At 73.4% G+C, this 16854-nt stretch carries 11 protein-coding genes; 3 read left to right on the top strand and 8 right to left on the bottom strand.

Annotated features, from left to right (window positions below; genetic code table 11):
- Positions 1-3 precede the first annotated feature (3 nt).
- Together VFZ92_RS21010 and VFZ92_RS21005 are read left to right on the top strand one after the other, a co-directional pair.
- Complete coding sequence (locus VFZ92_RS21010) at positions 4-609, top strand: hypothetical protein (protein ID WP_330877698.1); 606 nt, start codon at positions 4-6, stop codon at positions 607-609.
- Between the two features lie 29 nt (positions 610-638).
- Positions 639-1541 (top strand): aminoglycoside phosphotransferase family protein, encoded by a 903-nt coding sequence (locus VFZ92_RS21005; protein WP_330877697.1) that lies wholly within the window; start codon positions 639-641, stop codon positions 1539-1541.
- Here VFZ92_RS21005 and VFZ92_RS21000 read toward each other — a convergent pair.
- From VFZ92_RS21000 to dnaE, 6 genes are all read right to left on the bottom strand, one after another.
- Positions 1538-2440 (bottom strand): DUF4231 domain-containing protein, encoded by a 903-nt coding sequence (locus VFZ92_RS21000; RefSeq protein WP_330877696.1) that lies wholly within the window; start codon positions 2438-2440, stop codon positions 1538-1540. The genes VFZ92_RS21005 and VFZ92_RS21000 overlap by 4 nt on opposite strands.
- A 46-nt stretch (positions 2441-2486) precedes the next feature.
- Positions 2487-3146, bottom strand: coding sequence for an NUDIX hydrolase (locus VFZ92_RS20995; RefSeq protein ID WP_330877695.1), 660 nt, complete (start codon positions 3144-3146; stop codon positions 2487-2489).
- Between the two features lie 19 nt (positions 3147-3165).
- On the bottom strand, positions 3166-4428 hold the full coding sequence (locus VFZ92_RS20990) for an adenylosuccinate synthetase (protein WP_330877694.1): 1263 nt from the start codon (positions 4426-4428) through the stop codon (positions 3166-3168).
- A gap of 1 nt (position 4429) precedes the next feature.
- A complete protein-coding gene (locus tag VFZ92_RS20985) occupies positions 4430-5416 on the bottom strand; it encodes a hypothetical protein (protein ID WP_330877692.1) in 987 nt (328 codons plus the stop codon).
- A 2-nt stretch (positions 5417-5418) separates the two neighbouring features.
- Positions 5419-6429 carry an adenylate cyclase gene (locus tag VFZ92_RS20980; RefSeq protein WP_330877691.1) on the bottom strand — a complete coding sequence of 337 codons (1011 nt, stop codon included), beginning with the start codon at positions 6427-6429 and terminating at the stop codon, positions 5419-5421.
- 130 nt (positions 6430-6559) lie between these two features.
- Entirely contained in the window at positions 6560-10123 is a 3564-nt protein-coding gene (dnaE, locus tag VFZ92_RS20975) for a DNA polymerase III subunit alpha (protein ID WP_330877690.1), read from the bottom strand.
- A 308-nt stretch (positions 10124-10431) separates the two neighbouring features.
- On the opposite strand from dnaE, the gene VFZ92_RS20970 reads away from it, so the two are divergent.
- On the top strand, positions 10432-10824 hold the full coding sequence (locus VFZ92_RS20970) for a hypothetical protein (protein ID WP_330877689.1): 393 nt from the start codon (positions 10432-10434) through the stop codon (positions 10822-10824).
- Between the two features lie 285 nt (positions 10825-11109).
- Here VFZ92_RS20970 and VFZ92_RS20965 read toward each other — a convergent pair whose 3' ends face one another.
- Together VFZ92_RS20965 and VFZ92_RS20960 are read right to left on the bottom strand one after the other, a co-directional pair.
- Positions 11110-12846, bottom strand: a complete 1737-nt coding sequence (locus tag VFZ92_RS20965; RefSeq protein ID WP_330877688.1) for a hypothetical protein — start codon at positions 12844-12846, stop codon at positions 11110-11112.
- Positions 12843-16292, bottom strand: coding sequence for a vWA domain-containing protein (locus VFZ92_RS20960; protein WP_330877687.1), 3450 nt, complete (start codon positions 16290-16292; stop codon positions 12843-12845). The genes VFZ92_RS20965 and VFZ92_RS20960 overlap by 4 nt, the downstream gene beginning before the upstream one ends.
- Positions 16293-16854 lie beyond the last annotated feature (562 nt).

Here is a 16854-nt window from a genome sequence, read left to right as displayed (position 1 = left end):
CACGTGCCGAAGAGCAGGACCAAGCTGGCCGAGATCGCCCAGAAGCACTGGTGCGCCACCGGTGAGCAGATCGTCTGGGCCGTCAACGCCGGGGGGCACGTCGGGTCCGCCGCCGGTGTCCCGCACCGGCCTGCCGGCCAGGTGCCCGCCGCCGCGGTGCCCGAACCGGACTGGCCGCTGCCGACGGAGGCCGTGAGCACCGGCCGGTTCCGCCGGGACGAGTGGGTGCACGACCCCGCGGTGTGGGGCTGGGCCACGGGTCCCGCGACCGCCGCCGCCTGGGCCGATCTCTTCGCGGTCGGCCGCGACGAGTGCTGGCTCCTGCTGAGCAACCGACGCCTGGCGCTGGTCGTCGAGGGAACGCTCACCGCGCCCGCGCCGACCGGCGGACTGCTGGGCCGCGTGCGAACCCTCGGCCAGGACCGCGACGCGCCCCCGCTCGTCACGTGGTGGGAGTCCCCGGTGACCGCGCGGTTCCGCGCCGTGCCGCTGGGCAGGCGGGTCGAGCCGGAGTGGTTCGTGCGCGTGGAGTTCACCGACGGCTCGACCTTCGACTTCCGCGACGCCAACGCCGAGCAGTCGGTCGTCACGGCCTACGCCAATCTCTGACACCGCGGACGGGAACGGGGAGGGCACCGATGACGGTGGAGACCGAGACCACGATCAGGAGGGTCTTGGAACGGGCGTGCCCCGAGGTGCGCGTCGAGGTGGTGCGCCCGCTCGACGCGGGGTACACGAGCGACCAGTGGGTCGCCGACACGGACCAGGGGAGGCTGCTGGTCAAGGTGCCGTTGCGGAACCGCGACCCCGAGCACTTCCGGCGGCTGGTCGCCACCACGCGGGTCGCCGCCGAGCACGGCGTCCCCGTGGTGCGGTACCGGCGGCTGGTGGAGCACGACCCGGCCGTCGGCGGACCCGTGCTCGTCCAGGAGTTCCAGGAGGGTGACGCGGCGGGGGACGTGTGGGAGTCGCTCGACGAGGAGCGGCGGAAGGTGCTGTGCCGGGACCTCGGTGACGTCGTCGGGCGGGTGCACCGCATCGAGGGGTCGACGTTCGGCGAGAGCGGGGCGGCGACGTTGCGGGAGGCGGTCGAGGCCGAGGTGGAGTCGCTGCTCGGCGGGACCGACGCGTTCGGCGACGGCAGGGCCGTGCGGACCGCGACAGCGGCGGCGGTGGCACGGCTGGACAGCACGGCGAGCGTTCCGTCGCTGGTGCACGGCGACCTGTGGCTGCCGAACATCCTGGTGCGCGACGGGCGGATCACCTGCGTCCTCGACTTCGAGCACGCCGGGTACGCGGACCGGTTCCGCGACTTCGGCAAGCTCGACGAGCACCTCTTCGACGCGTTCCCGGCGGGCCGAGGGGTCTTCCTCGACGCCTACGCCGCCGCGTGCCCGCTACCGGACGACTGGGATCGGCGCGTCGACCTCGCCCACGTGCTGCACGCGCTGTCCATGCACGTCTACTTCCTGCGCTGGACCCCGAGGTGGGCGCCGCAGTACGCCGAGCAGGTCGAGGCCTGGCTCACCCGCAACGGCTAGTCCGACGCCCGTGAGCGGGACGCGCGCCACATGGTGTGCTCCCGGCTCACCACCTGCTCCGCGTCGGCGACCTCCGCCGACCACTCCGCCTCCTCCTCGACGCCGTCGAGGCGGGCGCGGGTGATGGCCAGTTCCGCGGCGGCGAACGAGTAGGCGCGGGCGAGCGTGGAGTGCTGCTTGAGGTTCGTCCACGCCAGCCCGGCCGCGACGACCGTCGCGACGACGCCCGCGAGGGTCAGGTCGACGAGCCCGAACGCCTTCGCCAGCGCCGCGGCGATGCCCAGCACCTCGACGACGACCAGCGCGATCCGGTACCGGCTCGCGCGCCCGTCGTTGAACGCGGCCTTGCCCGAGTACCACCGCTGCTGGTCGGCGATCCGGGACTCCAGGTAGACGGCCTTGCGGGTGGCCAGGTCGCTCGCCCTGATCGCCGACATCCGCTCGGTGACCACCGGCCGGTCCGACGCGGGCACGGCCGTCGTCGGGGCGTCGTCGAGCAGGCGCGACACCTGGTCGGTGAACCGCCGTTCGACGGCGGCCTCGTCGGTGCCCTTCGGGAACGGCGCGGCGCCGACGCTGAAGCGCCACGCGAGGCTCTTGGCGGACTCCGCGAGCGCCCGCCCGTCGTACCAGCGGTCCTCCGGCCTGCTGGAGCCCACCGCGAGTTGGAGCAGCAGGAGGGCGGCCAGGGCGACGGCGGTGCCGATCGCGGCCAGGTCCACGCCCGCGGTGCCGACCTCCCAGGAGGAGATCCCGGTGGCCGCGGCGACGACCGCGAGGACGAGGCTGAGCCTGACGGTGCGCCCGTACTCCTCCTGCCCCCGCAGCGACGTCCTGTCGGCCGAGTCGAACAACCCCGGCAGGTGGGCGTCTTCCAGGCCTTCGACCGGTGTGGCCATGCGCGCGCCTTCCTGACGGGACGTCGCTGGGAACTCGGTCGGGATCCTAACGGGCCGGATCTTGACCGGGCCGCGCGTTCCACCGCCACACCAGCGGCGGACGGCCGCCCTTCGGCAGGGCGGCGGCGTGCTGGGTGGTGCGTTCCAGACCGGGGACGCGGTCCATCGTGCGGCCGAGGTTGGCGGGGTAGGGGCGGTCGCCGGTGAGGGACTCGGTGACGTCGAGCGCCTGCGCGGTGGTGAACTCGGGCCCGAGCAGACCGGCGGTGAACGCCGTGTCGCGCCACAGCTTGTCGGCCAGCAGGGGACGGCAGTCGGCGATGATCCGGTTGTGGTCGAACGCCAGCGGCGGCACGGAGTCCAGCGGCGTCCAGGTGGCGGTGCCCACGTCGAGGCGGGCGGGGTCGACCGCGGCCCACAGGGCGATCGACAGGGTCGGCCCGCGGGGGTCGCGGGACGGTTCGTCGAACATGGCGAGCTGGCCCGTCGCCGTGACGGCCCGGTCGGGTACGCCCAGCTTGCCGGTGACGGCCCGTCTGGACGCGTCGCGCAAGCGTTCGCCCTTGCCCAGCAGCACACCCGGCAGCGCCAGGTCCCCCGCGAACGGGGCCAGCGCGCGCGGTGCTACCCCCAGCAGCACCGCGCGCGCATCCGGGTCGAAGCGCAGCACGACCACGTCCACCGAGACCAGCGTCGACTCGATCATGGTGGGATTCTCCCGCACCTCAGCGGCGGGCCGGGGCCCGCACGGCGTAGTCCGCCCGGTCGGCGCCCGAGCCGGTGACGAGCACCGGCACCCCGAGCAGGTCCCCCAGGAACCCCACCGGATCGGCCAGCGGCTCCAGGACCGGCTCGCAGCCCGCCACGAACCCCGTCAGGTCCGGGCGGGGCAGCAGCTCCGTGACGCTGCCCGCGCCGGTCCGGTAGGAGGTGGCGGCCAGCAGGTCCCGCGCGTCCAGGTGCGTCACGGCCAGGCCGTCGACGCCGCCGCACGCGGCCACGGCGTACCGCAGCAGCACGGCGTCCAGGTGCCCGGCCCGCCACGCGCCCTGGTACTCGCCGGCGCCGTTGTGGCGCTCGGTGAAGCGGTCCAGGACACCGCGGTCCTCGGTCGGCAGCGGACCCGCGCCGTGCCGCGTCTGGTAGGTCCGCGTCACGCCCAGCACCCGCGCGTCCCGGCCGCCGAGCAGCGCGCGGGCGTTGCGCGGCGTGACGGTGGACCACGTCGTGTGCGGGTGGAAGCCGTGCGTCTCGTCGAGGAGCACCCCCTGCGCCCCCTCGAAGACCAGCCGTCCGGCGTCGGCGAGCCGACCCGCCTCGTCACCGGTCGTGATCCGCACGGCCTCCGCGAACGCCCGGTAGAGCGCCACCAGGTCGTCCACCCGGATGCCGTCCCCGACCAGCGGCTCGTAGCACCGGGCGAGCACGTCGAGCTTGCGCCGCAGCGCCACCGGGTTCGCGCAGTCGCCGACCGTCGGTGCCGGGCCGGGCACGCCCGGCACCTCCTGGCCCTCCACCACGTCGCCCGGCCCGGCCCCCCGCTCGGCGAGCAGCGCGTACCACGCCGTCTCGCCGATGCCCTTGCCGCACGACCCGTGCCGGTCCGCGCCCCTGGCGTCCTCCCTCGCCCGGTTCGCGGCCACGTGGAACGGGGTCGTGAGCAGGGCGCAGGCATCGACCGACACCAGCCCCAGCGGGTCGGCGACGCCGAGCGCCGCCAGCTCCCGCGACTCCGCCGCCAGCGCGATCGGCTCCACCAGCACGTGGCGGGACAGCCAGGTCGGCACACCCGCGAGCGTGCCGGACCCGAACTGGCTGAACGTGTGGTGCCGGTCGCCGACGACGACGTTGTGCGCCGCCTGCGCGCCCCCGTTGAACCGCACCACCGCCGACACCGAGCCGTCCGCGCACAGCGCGTCGACCACCGCTCCCTTGCCCTCGTCGCCGAACCCCAACCCGACGACGACCACGTGCTCCCCGGTGCTCACGTCAGCTCAGAGCCACGTCGTCGGGGCCGTCGATGCCCAGCGGGGCCGCCGACCTCGTCAGCGACCTCGCGTTCGCGCCGACCGCGACCAGCGCCTTGCCGACCGCCTGGCTCTCGGCGACCGAGCCGATCTCGGCCAGGTCCACCAGCGCCTGGTCCAGGTCGACCACGCGCTCCTCCACGCCGATCGTCGCCGCGATCAGCTCGCACACCGCGCCGGGGTCGTCCAGCTTGAGGAAGTTCTGGCCGAGGATCTGGCGCCAGTGCTCGCCGATGGCGTCGTCGTTGTAGTACGACGACTGGTTGGGCAGGATGAAGTACACGTTCCACTTGCGGGCCAGCTCCCGGTACACCGACACGGGGTCGATGTCCTGGGCGATGTCGTCGCCGATGATCCGGCGGATGTGGCGGGCCTCCAGCCGGGGCTTGTTCAGCTCGTCGCCGATGAGGAACAGGTAGCCCTTGCGTCCGCGCTTCTGCCACGCGTCGGTCACCACGTGCCGGGCCACGAAGTACGCGGCCAGCTCGTAGGACTCGCTCTTCTGCCCGCCGCCGTTGCCCTCCAGGAAGATGTCGCGGAGCTGCTCGTCCATCCGGTTGTCCGACTCGAACTGGCCGACCTGGAGCGGCACGCGGTCGCTGTCGGCGTCACCGATCCCGCCGAACATCAGCTGCGGGTCGGCGAGGTAGCCCTTGCGCTGCAACAGGCCGTGGAGCTTGCCGAGCTTGCCCTGCATGATCTTCGGCACGCTGCCCATCGAGCCGGTCACGTCGAACAGCACCGCGATCGGCGTCGAGTCGGCGTGGTCGGGTGAGTCGCGGCACTCGCGGGCCACCACGCCCAGCGGGTCCATCGAGGGGGCGGCCTTCCAGCTCGACGAGGGCTTGCCCTTCGTCGCCGCGGTGTAGCCGAAGTCGGCGATCCCCTTCGCCGCGCGGAAGGTCTTGGCCGCCGCGTAGGCGTTGTCGTCCCACCTGCCGTGTCCCATGGTCATGCTCCTGTCGTGTCGGGGAGGGCGAACGGGCGGAAGACCCGCTCGCCGTAGAGGTCGTCGAGCAGCTCGTCGTACTCGTCCAGCAGGTCGACGGCGTCCGGCCGTCGGGACGGGAGGTCCTGGGTGCACCCGCGGGCGAAGGTGATCTGCCGCTTCTCGTTCGGTGCCAGCAGGTCCAGCATCAGCGTGTGTGCCATGTGGACGTCGGTGGCGGTCGTGACCGGTTCGTTCGCGAGAACTTCCGGCGGGTAGGAGATGGTCTTGCTGGTCGCGAGGAGCCGCTGGCCGCTCTCGACGGCGAACGACCACCCGGCCAGCACGATCCCGTGCTTCTCGGGGTGCACCAGCACGTTCTCGGCGGTCACGGCCCCGTGCACCAGGCCGATCCGGTGCGCGCCCGCCAACGCCCTGAGCAGCCTGCGGTGCATCCACGCGTAGTCGCGCCCGTCCAGGCCGCGAGGGAACGCGCGTCGCACGTCGGCGAGCGTCACGAACCCGTCGACGAGCGGGTCGAGCACCGTGAAGGCCCGCTCGCCCCGGCCGACGTCGCCGGAGGTGTCGAGCAGCCGCGGGTAGTAGGGCTGGAGCCAGCGGTGCCGGTTGGTGAACCGCTCCAACGCCCGCAGCGCGTCCCACTCGCCGTGCAGCAGCGGGTTCAGCGCCGGGTTGCGCACCACCTTGACCACGTGCGGGCCGTCGGTCTCGTAGACGTTGGCCACGCTGCCGACGGCGAACGGTTCGCCGATCCGGTAGGTGCCCGTCGCGGTGCGCAGTTCGACGGTCGTGCCGTGCGTCCACTCGTGGTGCATCCTGGTCAGTTCCGCGGAGGCCGCGTGCGCCCGCGCGTCCCCCGCGCCGGTCACGTCCGGGTGCAGGACGGAGGCCAGCGCCCGGTACAGCCGCTTGGCCTCCCCGCGCCGCGCCGGATCGGTGGTGGGAGGCCCGAAGAGGTCGGCCGCTGATCCGGCCCGCTCCACTCGGTCTAGTGCCTCTGCCCTGGTGAACATAGTTTGAGTCTATGTAACTCAAACCGGGGGCGCAACTGTTTTCGGTCGATGTGACCCACGCCGCTGATCGTCCGAGAACGACGAAGGCGCCCTACCCGGAGCGGGTGGGGCGCCTTCGGACGGTCGGGACCTAGCGTTCGATCAGGACACCCGGCAGCGTCTTGAGGTCACCGAAGAAGGACGGCGTGGTGGCCACGCGGAAGTTGTCCACCACGTACAGCTCCTTCGTCCTGTCCCGACGCTGCACGTTGAGGTGCACCGGCACGTCGCCCGTGTGCGAGGCGAGCGTCTGCTTCAGCTCCTCGACCAGTTCCGGCGTCAGGGTCTTGGTGCTCAGGCCCAGGACGATCGGCGGGGCCACGCCGGGGTTGTTCTCGGCGTCGGAGATGTCCAGCGGCACGACGTCGCTGCCGAAGATGGACATCTTGTCCTCGCGCCAGTTGACGCGGCCCTTCACGCACACCGCCGAGTCGAGTTCCAGGTCGCCGTAGAGGACCGAGTACGACTTCGGGAAGAACAGGACCTCCACGGCCGCGTCGAGGTCCTCGATGGTGACGATCGCCCACGGCTCGCCGTTCTTGTTGACCCGGCGCTCCATCGCGGAGATCATCCCGGAGACGATCAGCTCGCCCTCCTTGGGCGGGTCGTCCAGCACGACGGCGATCGGGCGCGGCGCGTACTTGCGCAGGATCCGCTCGGTGCCGTCCAGCGGGTGGGCCGAGACGTACAGGCCCAGCATCTCCTTCTCCAGGGAGAGCATCTGCTTGCGCGGCCACTCCTCGGTGCCGATCTTCAGGTGCGCCAGCGCCGAGCTGTCGTCGTCCTTCTCGCCGTCGTCGTCACCACCGCCGAAGAGGTCGAACTGGCCGTCCGCCTCCTTGCGCTTGATCGGGACGACGATGTCGACCGCGTCCTCGTGCACCTGGATCAGCGACAGGCGCGTGTGGTCGAACGAGTCGAACGCGCCCGCCTTGATCAGCGACTCGATGACCCTCTTGTTGCACACCACCAGTTCGGACTTGTCCATGAAGTCCGTGAACGACGTGTAGGAGCCGCGCTTCTGCCTCGTGGCGACGATCGAGTCGACCACGTTCGCGCCGACGTTGCGGATGGCGCCCAGGCCGAAGCGGATGTCCGTGCCGACCGCACCGAAGCGCAGCGCGGACTCGTTGACGTCCGGCGGCAGCACCTGGATGCCCAGGCGACGGCACTCGGCGAGGTAGACGGCCGACTTGTCCTTGTTGTCCGCCACCGAGGTGAGCAGCGCGGCCATGTACTCCGCGCGGAAGTTCGCCTTGAGGTAGGCGGTCCAGTACGAGATCAGGCCGTACGCGGCGGCGTGCGACTTGTTGAACGCGTAGCCCGCGAACGGGAGGATCGTGTCCCACAGGGCCTTGATGGCCTCGTCGGAGAACTTCAGCTCGTGGTTCCGCATGCCGTCGCGGAAGCCCTCGAACTCCTTGGCCAGCACCTCGGCCTTCTTCTTGCCCATCGCCTTGCGGAGCACGTCCGCGCGGCCCATCGAGTAGTTCGCGACCTTCTGGGCGATGAACATGATCTGTTCCTGGTAGACGATCAGACCGTAGGTCTCGCCCAGGATGTCCTTCAGGGGCTCCGCCAGCTCCGGGTGGATCGGCGTCACCTCCTGCCGCCCGTTCTTGCGGTCCGCGTAGTCGTTGTGCGCGTTCATGCCCATCGGACCGGGGCGGTACAGCGCGCCGACCGCGACGATGTCCTCGAACGACGTCGGCTGCATCCGGCGCAGCAGGTCGCGCATGGGCCCGCCGTCCAGCTGGAACACGCCGAGCGTGTCACCGCGGCTGAGCAGCGCGTAGGTCTCGGGGTCGTCCAGCGGCAGGTTGTCGAAGTCCGGGATCGTCTCCTTGCCGCGGTTCGCCTCGATGTTGTCGATGGCGTCGCCCATGACCGTCAGGTTGCGCAGGCCGAGGAAGTCCATCTTCAACAGGCCGATGTTCTCGCAGGACGGGTAGTCCCAGCCCGTGATGATCGAGCCGTCGTCGCGCATCCACAGCGGCACGGAGTCCGACAGCGGGTCGCGCGACATGATCACCGCGCAGGCGTGGACGCCCGCGTTGCGGATCAGGCCCTCCAGGCCGCGAGCCGTGTCGAAGATCGTCTTGACCTGCTCGTCGGTCTCGACCAGCGCCCTGACCTCGGCGGCCTCCCCGTAGCGGGGGTGGCTCTTGTCGACGATGCCGTAGAGCGGGATGTCCTTCGCCATGATCGGCGGCGGCAGCGCCTTGGAGATGCGGTCGGCGATGCCGAAGCCCGGCTGGCCGAAGTGCACGCGCGCCGAGTCCTTGAGCGCCGCCTTCGTCTTGATGGTGCCGAAGGTGATCACCTGGGCGACCCGGTCGTTGCCGTACTTGTCGGAGGCGTACCTGATCATCTCGCCCCGACGGCGGTCGTCGAAGTCGATGTCGATGTCGGGCATGGCCGTGCGCTCGGGGTTCAGGAACCGCTCGAACAGCAGACCGTGGGGGATCGGGTCGATGTTCGTGATGCCCATCGCGTACGCGACCAGCGCGCCCGCGGCGGAGCCACGGCCGGGACCGACGCGGATGCCGATGTCACGGGCGTGGCGGATGAGGTCGCCGACGATCAGGAAGTACGCCGGGAAGCCCTTGTCGATGATGACCTTGAGCTCGAACTCCGCGCGCTCGACGTAGCCGTCCGGGATGCCGTTCGGGAAGCGGCGGTGCAGCCCCTGCATGACCTCGTGGCGGAACCACGACTCCTGCGTCTCGCCCTCGGGGACGTCGAAGTTCGGGATGCGGTCGTGGTGGGCCCAGACGTCCTCGTACGACTCGACGCGCTCGGCGATGACCAGGGTCGAGTCCGTCGCGCCCGGCACCTCGGCGTCCCAGAGCTCGCGCATGTCCTGGGCCGACTTCAGGTAGTAGCCGTCGCCGTCGAACTTGAACCGCGCCGGGTCGGACAGCATCTTGCCGGACTGCACGCAGAGCAGCGCCTCGTGCGTGCTCGCCTGCTCCTTGGTCACGTAGTGGCTGTCGTTGGTCGCGAGCGGCGGGATGCCGAGCTTCTTGCCGATCATGAGCAGGCCCTCGCGGACCCGGCGCTCGATGCTCAGGCCGTGGTCCATGAGTTCGAGGTAGAAGTTCTCGGCGCCGAAGATGTCGCGGTAGTCGGAGGCCGCCTGGATCGCCTCGGCCTCGTGACCGAGCCGCAGCCGGGTCTGGACCTCGCCGGACGGGCAGCCGGTCGTCGCGATGATGCCCTCGGCGTGCTCGGCGATCAGCTCGCGGTCCATCCGGGGCTTGCGGTAGTAGCCCTCCATGCTGGCCCGCGTGTGCAGCTTGAACAGGTTCCGCAGGCCCGTCGCGTTGCCCGCGAGCATCGTCATGTGGGTGTACGCGCCCGCACCGGCGAGGTCGTCGCTGCGCTGGCCGGGGTCGCCCCAGAACACCGGCTTCTTGTGCAGGCGGTTGTGCGGCGCCACGTAGGCCTCGATGCCGATGATCGGCTTGATCCCGAACTTCGTGGCGGTCTGGTAGAACTCGTCGGCCCCGTACATGTTGCCGTGGTCCGTCATGCCCACCGCGGGCATGCCCAGCCGCTGAGCCTCCTCGAACAGCGGGGCCACCTTCGCCGCGCCGTCGAGCATCGAGTACTCGGTGTGGACGTGCAGGTGGACGAACGAATCGCCGGACACGGTGAGGGCCTCCCGAGTTTCTTGGTCGTCCAGTGCGCGGGCTCAGCACGGACCCGGACCACCCTAGTCACCGGGGAGCCGTGCGCTCCAGGCGGTTGGATCGTCTCGCGGAGCACGATCCACAGCGGGTAGACATGCCGGTGGAACGCCGATCCGCCGGGATCGTGCGCGCACCGTGACAGCCGTCTCGCCCACGGTGGCGAACGGTCCGACCGGCCGACCTTCGCGGAGTACCGGGCTCCCGCCGGGCCGCCGTGAGATGCTTTCGCCCACGTGAGGACCGGTCAGGGCGAGAGGCGACAAACACGGTGACCACCTGGACCGAAGTGATCAACTTTGTGCGGCTGCGGTACGAGGTCCTGGAGGAGACGGACAGCTGGTTGCGCTTCCGCCTCGACCTGGACGGCGACCGCGACCAGCAGGTGTCGGTGCACCACGTGCCCGACGCCGACGGCGCGGCCTGGCTGGAGATCTCCTCGCCGGTGGGCCGGGCCGACAAGATCGACCTGCGGCGGCTGCTGGACCTGGCGGGCGAGGCGCTCGTCGGCGGGGCCGCGGTGGTCGACGGCGTGGCGCTGCTCAAGCACACCGTGCCCCTGGAGGACCTGAGCGTCCTGGAGGAGTTCGACCGACCGCTCCAGCTCGTGGTGGCGAAGGCGGACGCGTTCGAGCGCGAGCTGACCGAGGCCGACCACTTCTGACCTGACCTGGTCGGTCGGTTCCGCCGCGTTCGGGACCGGCCGGCTGGTGGTCGGCGAGGGCGGACGTGAGCCGGCCGGGCCGGTCACTTCTGACCTGGTCGGCTGGTTCCGCCGCGTTCGGGGACCAGGCGGCTGGTGGTCGGCGGGGTGCGGCGACGGCGGACGTGAGCCGACCGGGGCCGGTCACCACTGACCCGGCCCGCCGGTCCCGATCGCGCGCGCCGGGTGCTCGGCCGGGCGCGTGAGCAGGGACAACGGCTGTTCGCCCTGCTCACGTGCCCTGGATCAGCCCGAGCCGACCACCTCCAGCCAGGCGTGGTGGGCGGCGGCTCGGGTGAACTCGCGGACGTGGACCCCCGCGCGCAGCCAGCAGTAGGGGAAGGTGTCGCCCGCGTCGCGGACGACGCGGCCGAACGTATCGCGTTCCCGGTCCCGGGACGCGTCCGCGAGGTCGGCCAGCAGGCCCGCCGTGGTGGTCAGGCCGGTGCGGGTCAGGGCCGCCACGTCGCGGTTCGCCGACGTGATGGCGGCGACGGCCCGGCCGCCGAGGGCGACCCGGTGCAGCACGTTCTCCAGCGGCCGGACCGGCTGCGGGACCCGGCCGGTCGGGGCCGGTCGCGGGGGCAGTTCCCTGGTGCCGTCGCCCGCCACGTGCGAGCGCTGGATCCGGTCAAGGCCAAGGTCGACGTGGTGGCCCAGCTCCGAGGGGAGTGCCAGGTCCTCGCCCGAGACCGCCAGCGCGACGGCCGTGCCCGGCCGGTCGGGGAGGAGCCGGGCGACGACCCGCAGCCGCAGACCGCCCGCGCCCGCGAGCACCCGCAGGTTCTCCCGCGCCCTGCCGCCCTCGCCGACGAGGTCGAGGTGGGCACCCCCGGCCGCCACCCGCAGCGCGCCACCGGCCGCACCCTGCACGGTGCCGTCGAGGAACACCAGGTCGGCGCCCGCGGGCCGGTGGGTCGCGGGTCTGGTGTCGGCGTGGAACGCGCGGGCCACCTGCTCGACCAGCGGCTGCGCCCACAGCCCCGCCAGCGGCGGGCTCGTCCACGGCGCGCCGGACGCGGCCACCGCCCGCACGGCCTTCCCCGCGCCCAGCCTGCGGTCCGGTGACGCCGTGCCGCCGGACAGCAGGAGACCCCCTCTGCCCAGGTCGCGCTGGGTGAGACCGGACTCGCCGATCGCCACGGCCCCGCTCGCGGCCGCGGCGATCCGCTCCGACCCGCCCGGCATGATCGCCGGGACGGTCCACAGCACCCCCGACTCGTCCACGAGGTGCGTGACGACCCCGCTGTAGCCGGAGGTGGTCAGGACCGTCTCGGTGCACAGGCCGTACAGGCGCAGCGCGCCCACCGGCGAGTACTCGCGGCGGGCGGTTCCGCGCAGCTCGGCCGGGGCGGCCGTGCCCGTGCCCGCGCGCAGGTCGTGGCACAGCAGCAGGAGGTCGACCAGTTCGGCGGTGAGCACCTCGCGGTCGAACGACGAGTCGCCCGCGCGGGCCGCGGCGAGCGCGGCGGCGATGCGCAGACCGCCCGCCGACGCGCGGTGCAGACCCGCCACGCGGGCGGTGTGCACCGCGCGCAGGAGTTCGGCCCGCACGACCGCGCCGCTGCCGGTCGCGCCGCCGCGCAGCACCGTCGAGCACGCCTGCCACAGCGCGGTCGCGGCCACGCGCTCGTCCTCGCGCACCTCCACCGCCGCCTCGGTGACGACGGCCTCGGCGACGGGGGCCGCGGGCGCCTCCTCGACCGCGTCGGAGACCTCGGCCGCCGCGACGGCGATGCCGCGGTGCAGGCACTTCGGCGCGAGCAGGCAGCTGCACGCCAGGTCGGCCGCCGACGTGAGGACACCACCGTGCAGGGTCCAGGTGAGCGTCGTGTCGGCGTCCAGCACGGCGGTGGCCGTGTCGCCGTCGACGGCGACCTCCCACCCCGCCGCGCGGTCCAGCGCCGTGTCGACCCGTTTGCGCAGGCGGGGCGGGAGCGCGTCGAGCACGTCCGCCACGACCGCGGGAGCGACGGGGATCATCCGCGCACCTTCTCGCCCACCCAGCGGGCCAGCGCCTGCGGGCTGAGCGCCGCCACCGGCATCCCGGCCGCGACCAGCGAGCCCGCGACCGACGTCGAGTAGCGGGCGTTGCCCGCGTCGTCCAGGCTCGCGCAGCCCAGCACCGTCACGCCCGAGGTCACCAGCTCCCGCACCTGCGCGACGAGCGGCGCCAGCGGACCGCCCTCCTCGAAGTCGCTGACCAGCACCACCATCGTCCTTTCCGGAACGGTCACGAGGGACCGGGCGTGCCGCAGCGCGCCCGCGATGTGCGTGCCACCGCCGACCCGCACCTCCAGCAGCAGCGACAGCGGGTCGGACACCCGGTCGGTCAGGTCGACGACCTCGGTGGAGAACGCCAGGAAGTGCGTCGACAGCGACGGCACCCCGGCGAACACCGCCGCGGTGAGCGCCGACCACACCGTGGACGCCTCCATCGAGCCGGACACGTCCACCACCAGCACCAGCCGCCAGTCGCTCGACTTGCGGCCCCGCGTGCGGAACACCGGCTTCTCCGGCACCACCACGACCCGGCCGTCGGCGCCGCGGCGGGCCGTGGCGAGGTTGGCCCGCAGGGTGCGCGGGAGGTCCAGCTTCCCTCCCGGTCTGCGGGTCGGGGTCGGCAGCTGCATCCCGGTCAGCGCCGGACGCACGCGGTTGGCGAGCTGCGCGGTCAGCTCCCGGACGAGCCTGGCCACCAGCGGTCGCAGTCGGGCCAGCGACGCCTCGGACAGGCCACCCGCCAGCGACAGGACGCTGCGGAGGAGTTCGACGGACGGGCGCACCGAGGCGGGGTCGATCTCCAGCGCCGCCTCCAGCCTGCCGCCCTCCGCCGCGGCGGCCAGGACCTCCTCGCGGACGTGGTCGCCGAACAGCTCGCGCAGTTCCTCGGACCACTCCCGCACGTCGGGGAACGGATCGGAGCGGTCGGCACCCGCGTCGCCGCGCAGCGCGCCCTCGCCCCGGTCCTGGCCGTACAGCTCGTCCAGGGCCGCCGCGTACCGGGCACCGCCCTTCGGCCGGTCGCCCCGCGCGCCCAGCACCAGCTGCCAGCGGATGGCGACCGGGAGCGTCCCCGGCTCGGCTTCGTCCACGGTGGAGTGCGCCGTGGGCGCGGGCGTTCCCGCCACCGGAGCGGTCCTTTCCGGACGGTCCAGCCCGTGCTCGCGCAGTGAGACCAGGGCGGCGTGCTCGGCGTTCAGCCACATCGCCAGCAGCTCGGGGTCGGGGGTGTTCGCCGCCTCGACCCTGCCGCCCGTGCGCTCCTCGACCACCGCGAGGACACGGGCCCGCGCGGTGGGGCCGATGGAGGTGAAGGCGCCGCGCAGCGCGGGCAGCCGGTCGAGGAAGTCGCGGTCGCCCAGGTGTTCCACGCGGTCCAGCAGCGGGGCCAGGGTCTCCGGGGTCTCCAGGAGCGGGGCCGCGGCCGCCAGCACGCCCGTCAGGCCGTGGCGCAGGACGCCGCGGCGCTCGGGCGTGGTGGCGCTGTCGATCCACGACGCCACGCGTTCGCCCAGCACCTCCGGCGGGACGAGGTCGAGCAGGACGCGCGCGGCGCCCGCCGCTCCCGCGATCAGCGGCGAGGCGTCGTCGGCCAGCCGCTTCAGGGTCGCCGCCAGGCGCAGACCGGTGCCGTGCTGGTCGTGGCGCTGGCCCAGCTCGACCAGGGCGTGCGCGTCCGCGACGTCCTCGGAGCCCGCCAGGCCGTCGAGCTGGCCGACCGCCGCGGTCTCCAGTTCCTGGGCCAGCAGGGGGTGCGCGTCCAGGACGGTGCCGGGCGTGCCGGGCAGGTGGCCCGCGCGCAGGCGGTCGAGCAGGTCGAGCGCGGCCAGCAGGTCCGGCAGGGTGCCGGAGGCGGGCAGGACCGTCGCGGCGTCGGCGAGCAGGTCGTCGACCAGCTCCGGCAGCCCGCACGCGCCCGCCGCCGCGAGATCGGTCAGCACGTCCTCCGGTGTGTGGCCGCCCTTGCGCTCCCGTTCGGCCCGGCGCGCCCGCAGCCTGCCGTACGCGGCCAGCGGCAGGGTCGCGCCCCAGAGGCCCGCGACCGGCAGGGTGGCGGCGGTCGACGGCGTCCAGGCGGCGGTCCAGCGGGTGGTGAGCGCGTCACCGCCGCCGACACCCGTGGTCGCGGTCGACTCGGCGTACGTCACACCGAGGACGGACAGCCGGCGCAGCGCGACTTCCCGGCGTGCGTCCAAAGCGGACCGCAGCGGGTCGAGTCGGAGCACCGCCGGTTCGCGGCTGCCCGGACCGGGCAGCCGGAGATCGGCCAGCAGCGACTCCACGGCGGGCGCCAGACCCGAGCGCGGGGTGCCGGGCGCCAGCACGCCGGTCCGGTGCCCCACCAGGACGTCACCCGCCGCACGGGCCACCACCCGGCCGCGGCCCAGCGGTTCGGCGTGGGTCAGCACGGTCTGGACCGCCTCCACGACCTCGCCCCGGCCGGGAGCGGGCAGCCCGCGCAGCCGCGCGAGGTCGATGGCCAGCCGCAGCGTCTCGCGCGCCTCACCGGGCCCCGCCGGGTGGCCCAGTTCCCTGACCCGCGAACAGATCCGCACGATCGCCGCCGCGGCGGCGGCCTCCACGGCCGCCGGGTCGCCGTCGGCCTCGAACACCGCCTGCTGCCACTCGGGGTCGCGGATGCCCGCCGGGTAGCCGGACCGCTCGTCCAGCAGTTCGAACCCGTACGGCACCAGCGAGGTGACCACGCCGTCGCCCGACGGCACCTCCTCCCGCGGGTCGCCGCCCGGACCGTCCAGCAGCGCGGCGGCGTGGAACGACCCGACCACCGCGGTGCACCGCCGCCCCGCCGCGAGCGCGACCGCGTGCCGCATCCAGGCCTCGCGGCGCAGGTCGAACGGGTCGACGGCCGTGCTCGCCGCGTCGCTGCGCAGGGCCCAGCCGACCAGCAGCGCCGCGCGCCGCACGGCCTCGGCGGTCTGACCGGGCGCGGCGGCCTCCACGAGCCGGTCCCACAGGTCCTCGCCGTCGCGGCCGGTGATGGTGCGGCGCAGCGCGTCCGTCAACGGCGCCGGGCCCGCCTCACCCCTGCCGTGGCCCTCGCCGCGCAACGCCAGGGGCAGGTCGCAGGGGCGGACCTCGACACCGTTGCGCTGGGCCCAGCGCACCGCCGCCAGTTCGGGGGAGAAGTCGGCGAACGGGTAGAACGCCAGGCCGCCACCGTCGCGGGCCGCGCCGGACAGCGCCACCGGCGCCGTGAGGCCGGGGTCGGCCAGGTGGGGCAGCCAGGTGCCCAGCTCCTCCGGGAGTTCGACCAGCAGCACCTCGGGGTCCGCGGCCTCCAGCATGGCGGGCATCAGGGCGGCCAGGGTCGGGGAGTGGTGGCGGACGCCGATCAGGTGCGGGGTGCGGTGGTCGGCGAGCCGGTCGACCACCGCGGGATCGGTGGCGAGCGGGGTGGAGGTCACGTGAGCACCTCGGGGTGGGTGGGGAGCGGTTCGGACACGGGACCACGCCGGGATCGGTCGGACGGCAGGGCGCGCACGGTCAAGAGGACGCACACGGTCGACAGGGCGGCCCGAGAACGGTGGTGTGGTGGGGACTTCGGCGCTGCGGTGCCGCACCGGTGGCCGGGTGTCGGGGATGTGCGGTGGCGTGAGGGGGAGGCCCGGATGGTCGGGTCGGCGGCGCTGGCTCGGGGTGGGGCGGGTGTCGTGTGTCGCGCGGGGGGTGGGGTGTGGTGACGGGGTGTCGGGGAAGAGGTCCGGGTGTTCGGGTGGGTGGCGGCGGGTCGGGACGCGGCCGGTGTCGTGTGTGGTGCGGGAGGCGGGGTGTGGTGGCTGGGTGTTGGGGAGGTGTTGCGGTGTGGGGAAGAAGCCAGGGTGTTCGAGTCGGCTGCGCTGGATCGGGGCGGGGCCGGTGGGGTGTGGTGAGCTGGAGCGAGCGGGTAGGGCATGTGGGGACCTCGGGCGCGCTGGGGGATGGGGTGGGGCCCGTGGTGGGCGGGCGCGGGGGCGCCCACCCCCCCCG

Origin of the sequence: Umezawaea sp. (assembly GCF_036375055.1) — a bacterium.
GTDB lineage: Bacteria > Actinomycetota > Actinomycetes > Mycobacteriales > Pseudonocardiaceae > Umezawaea.
The sequence above is the reverse complement of the archived record's forward strand: the minus strand, read 5'-3'. Positions and strand labels throughout refer to the sequence as shown.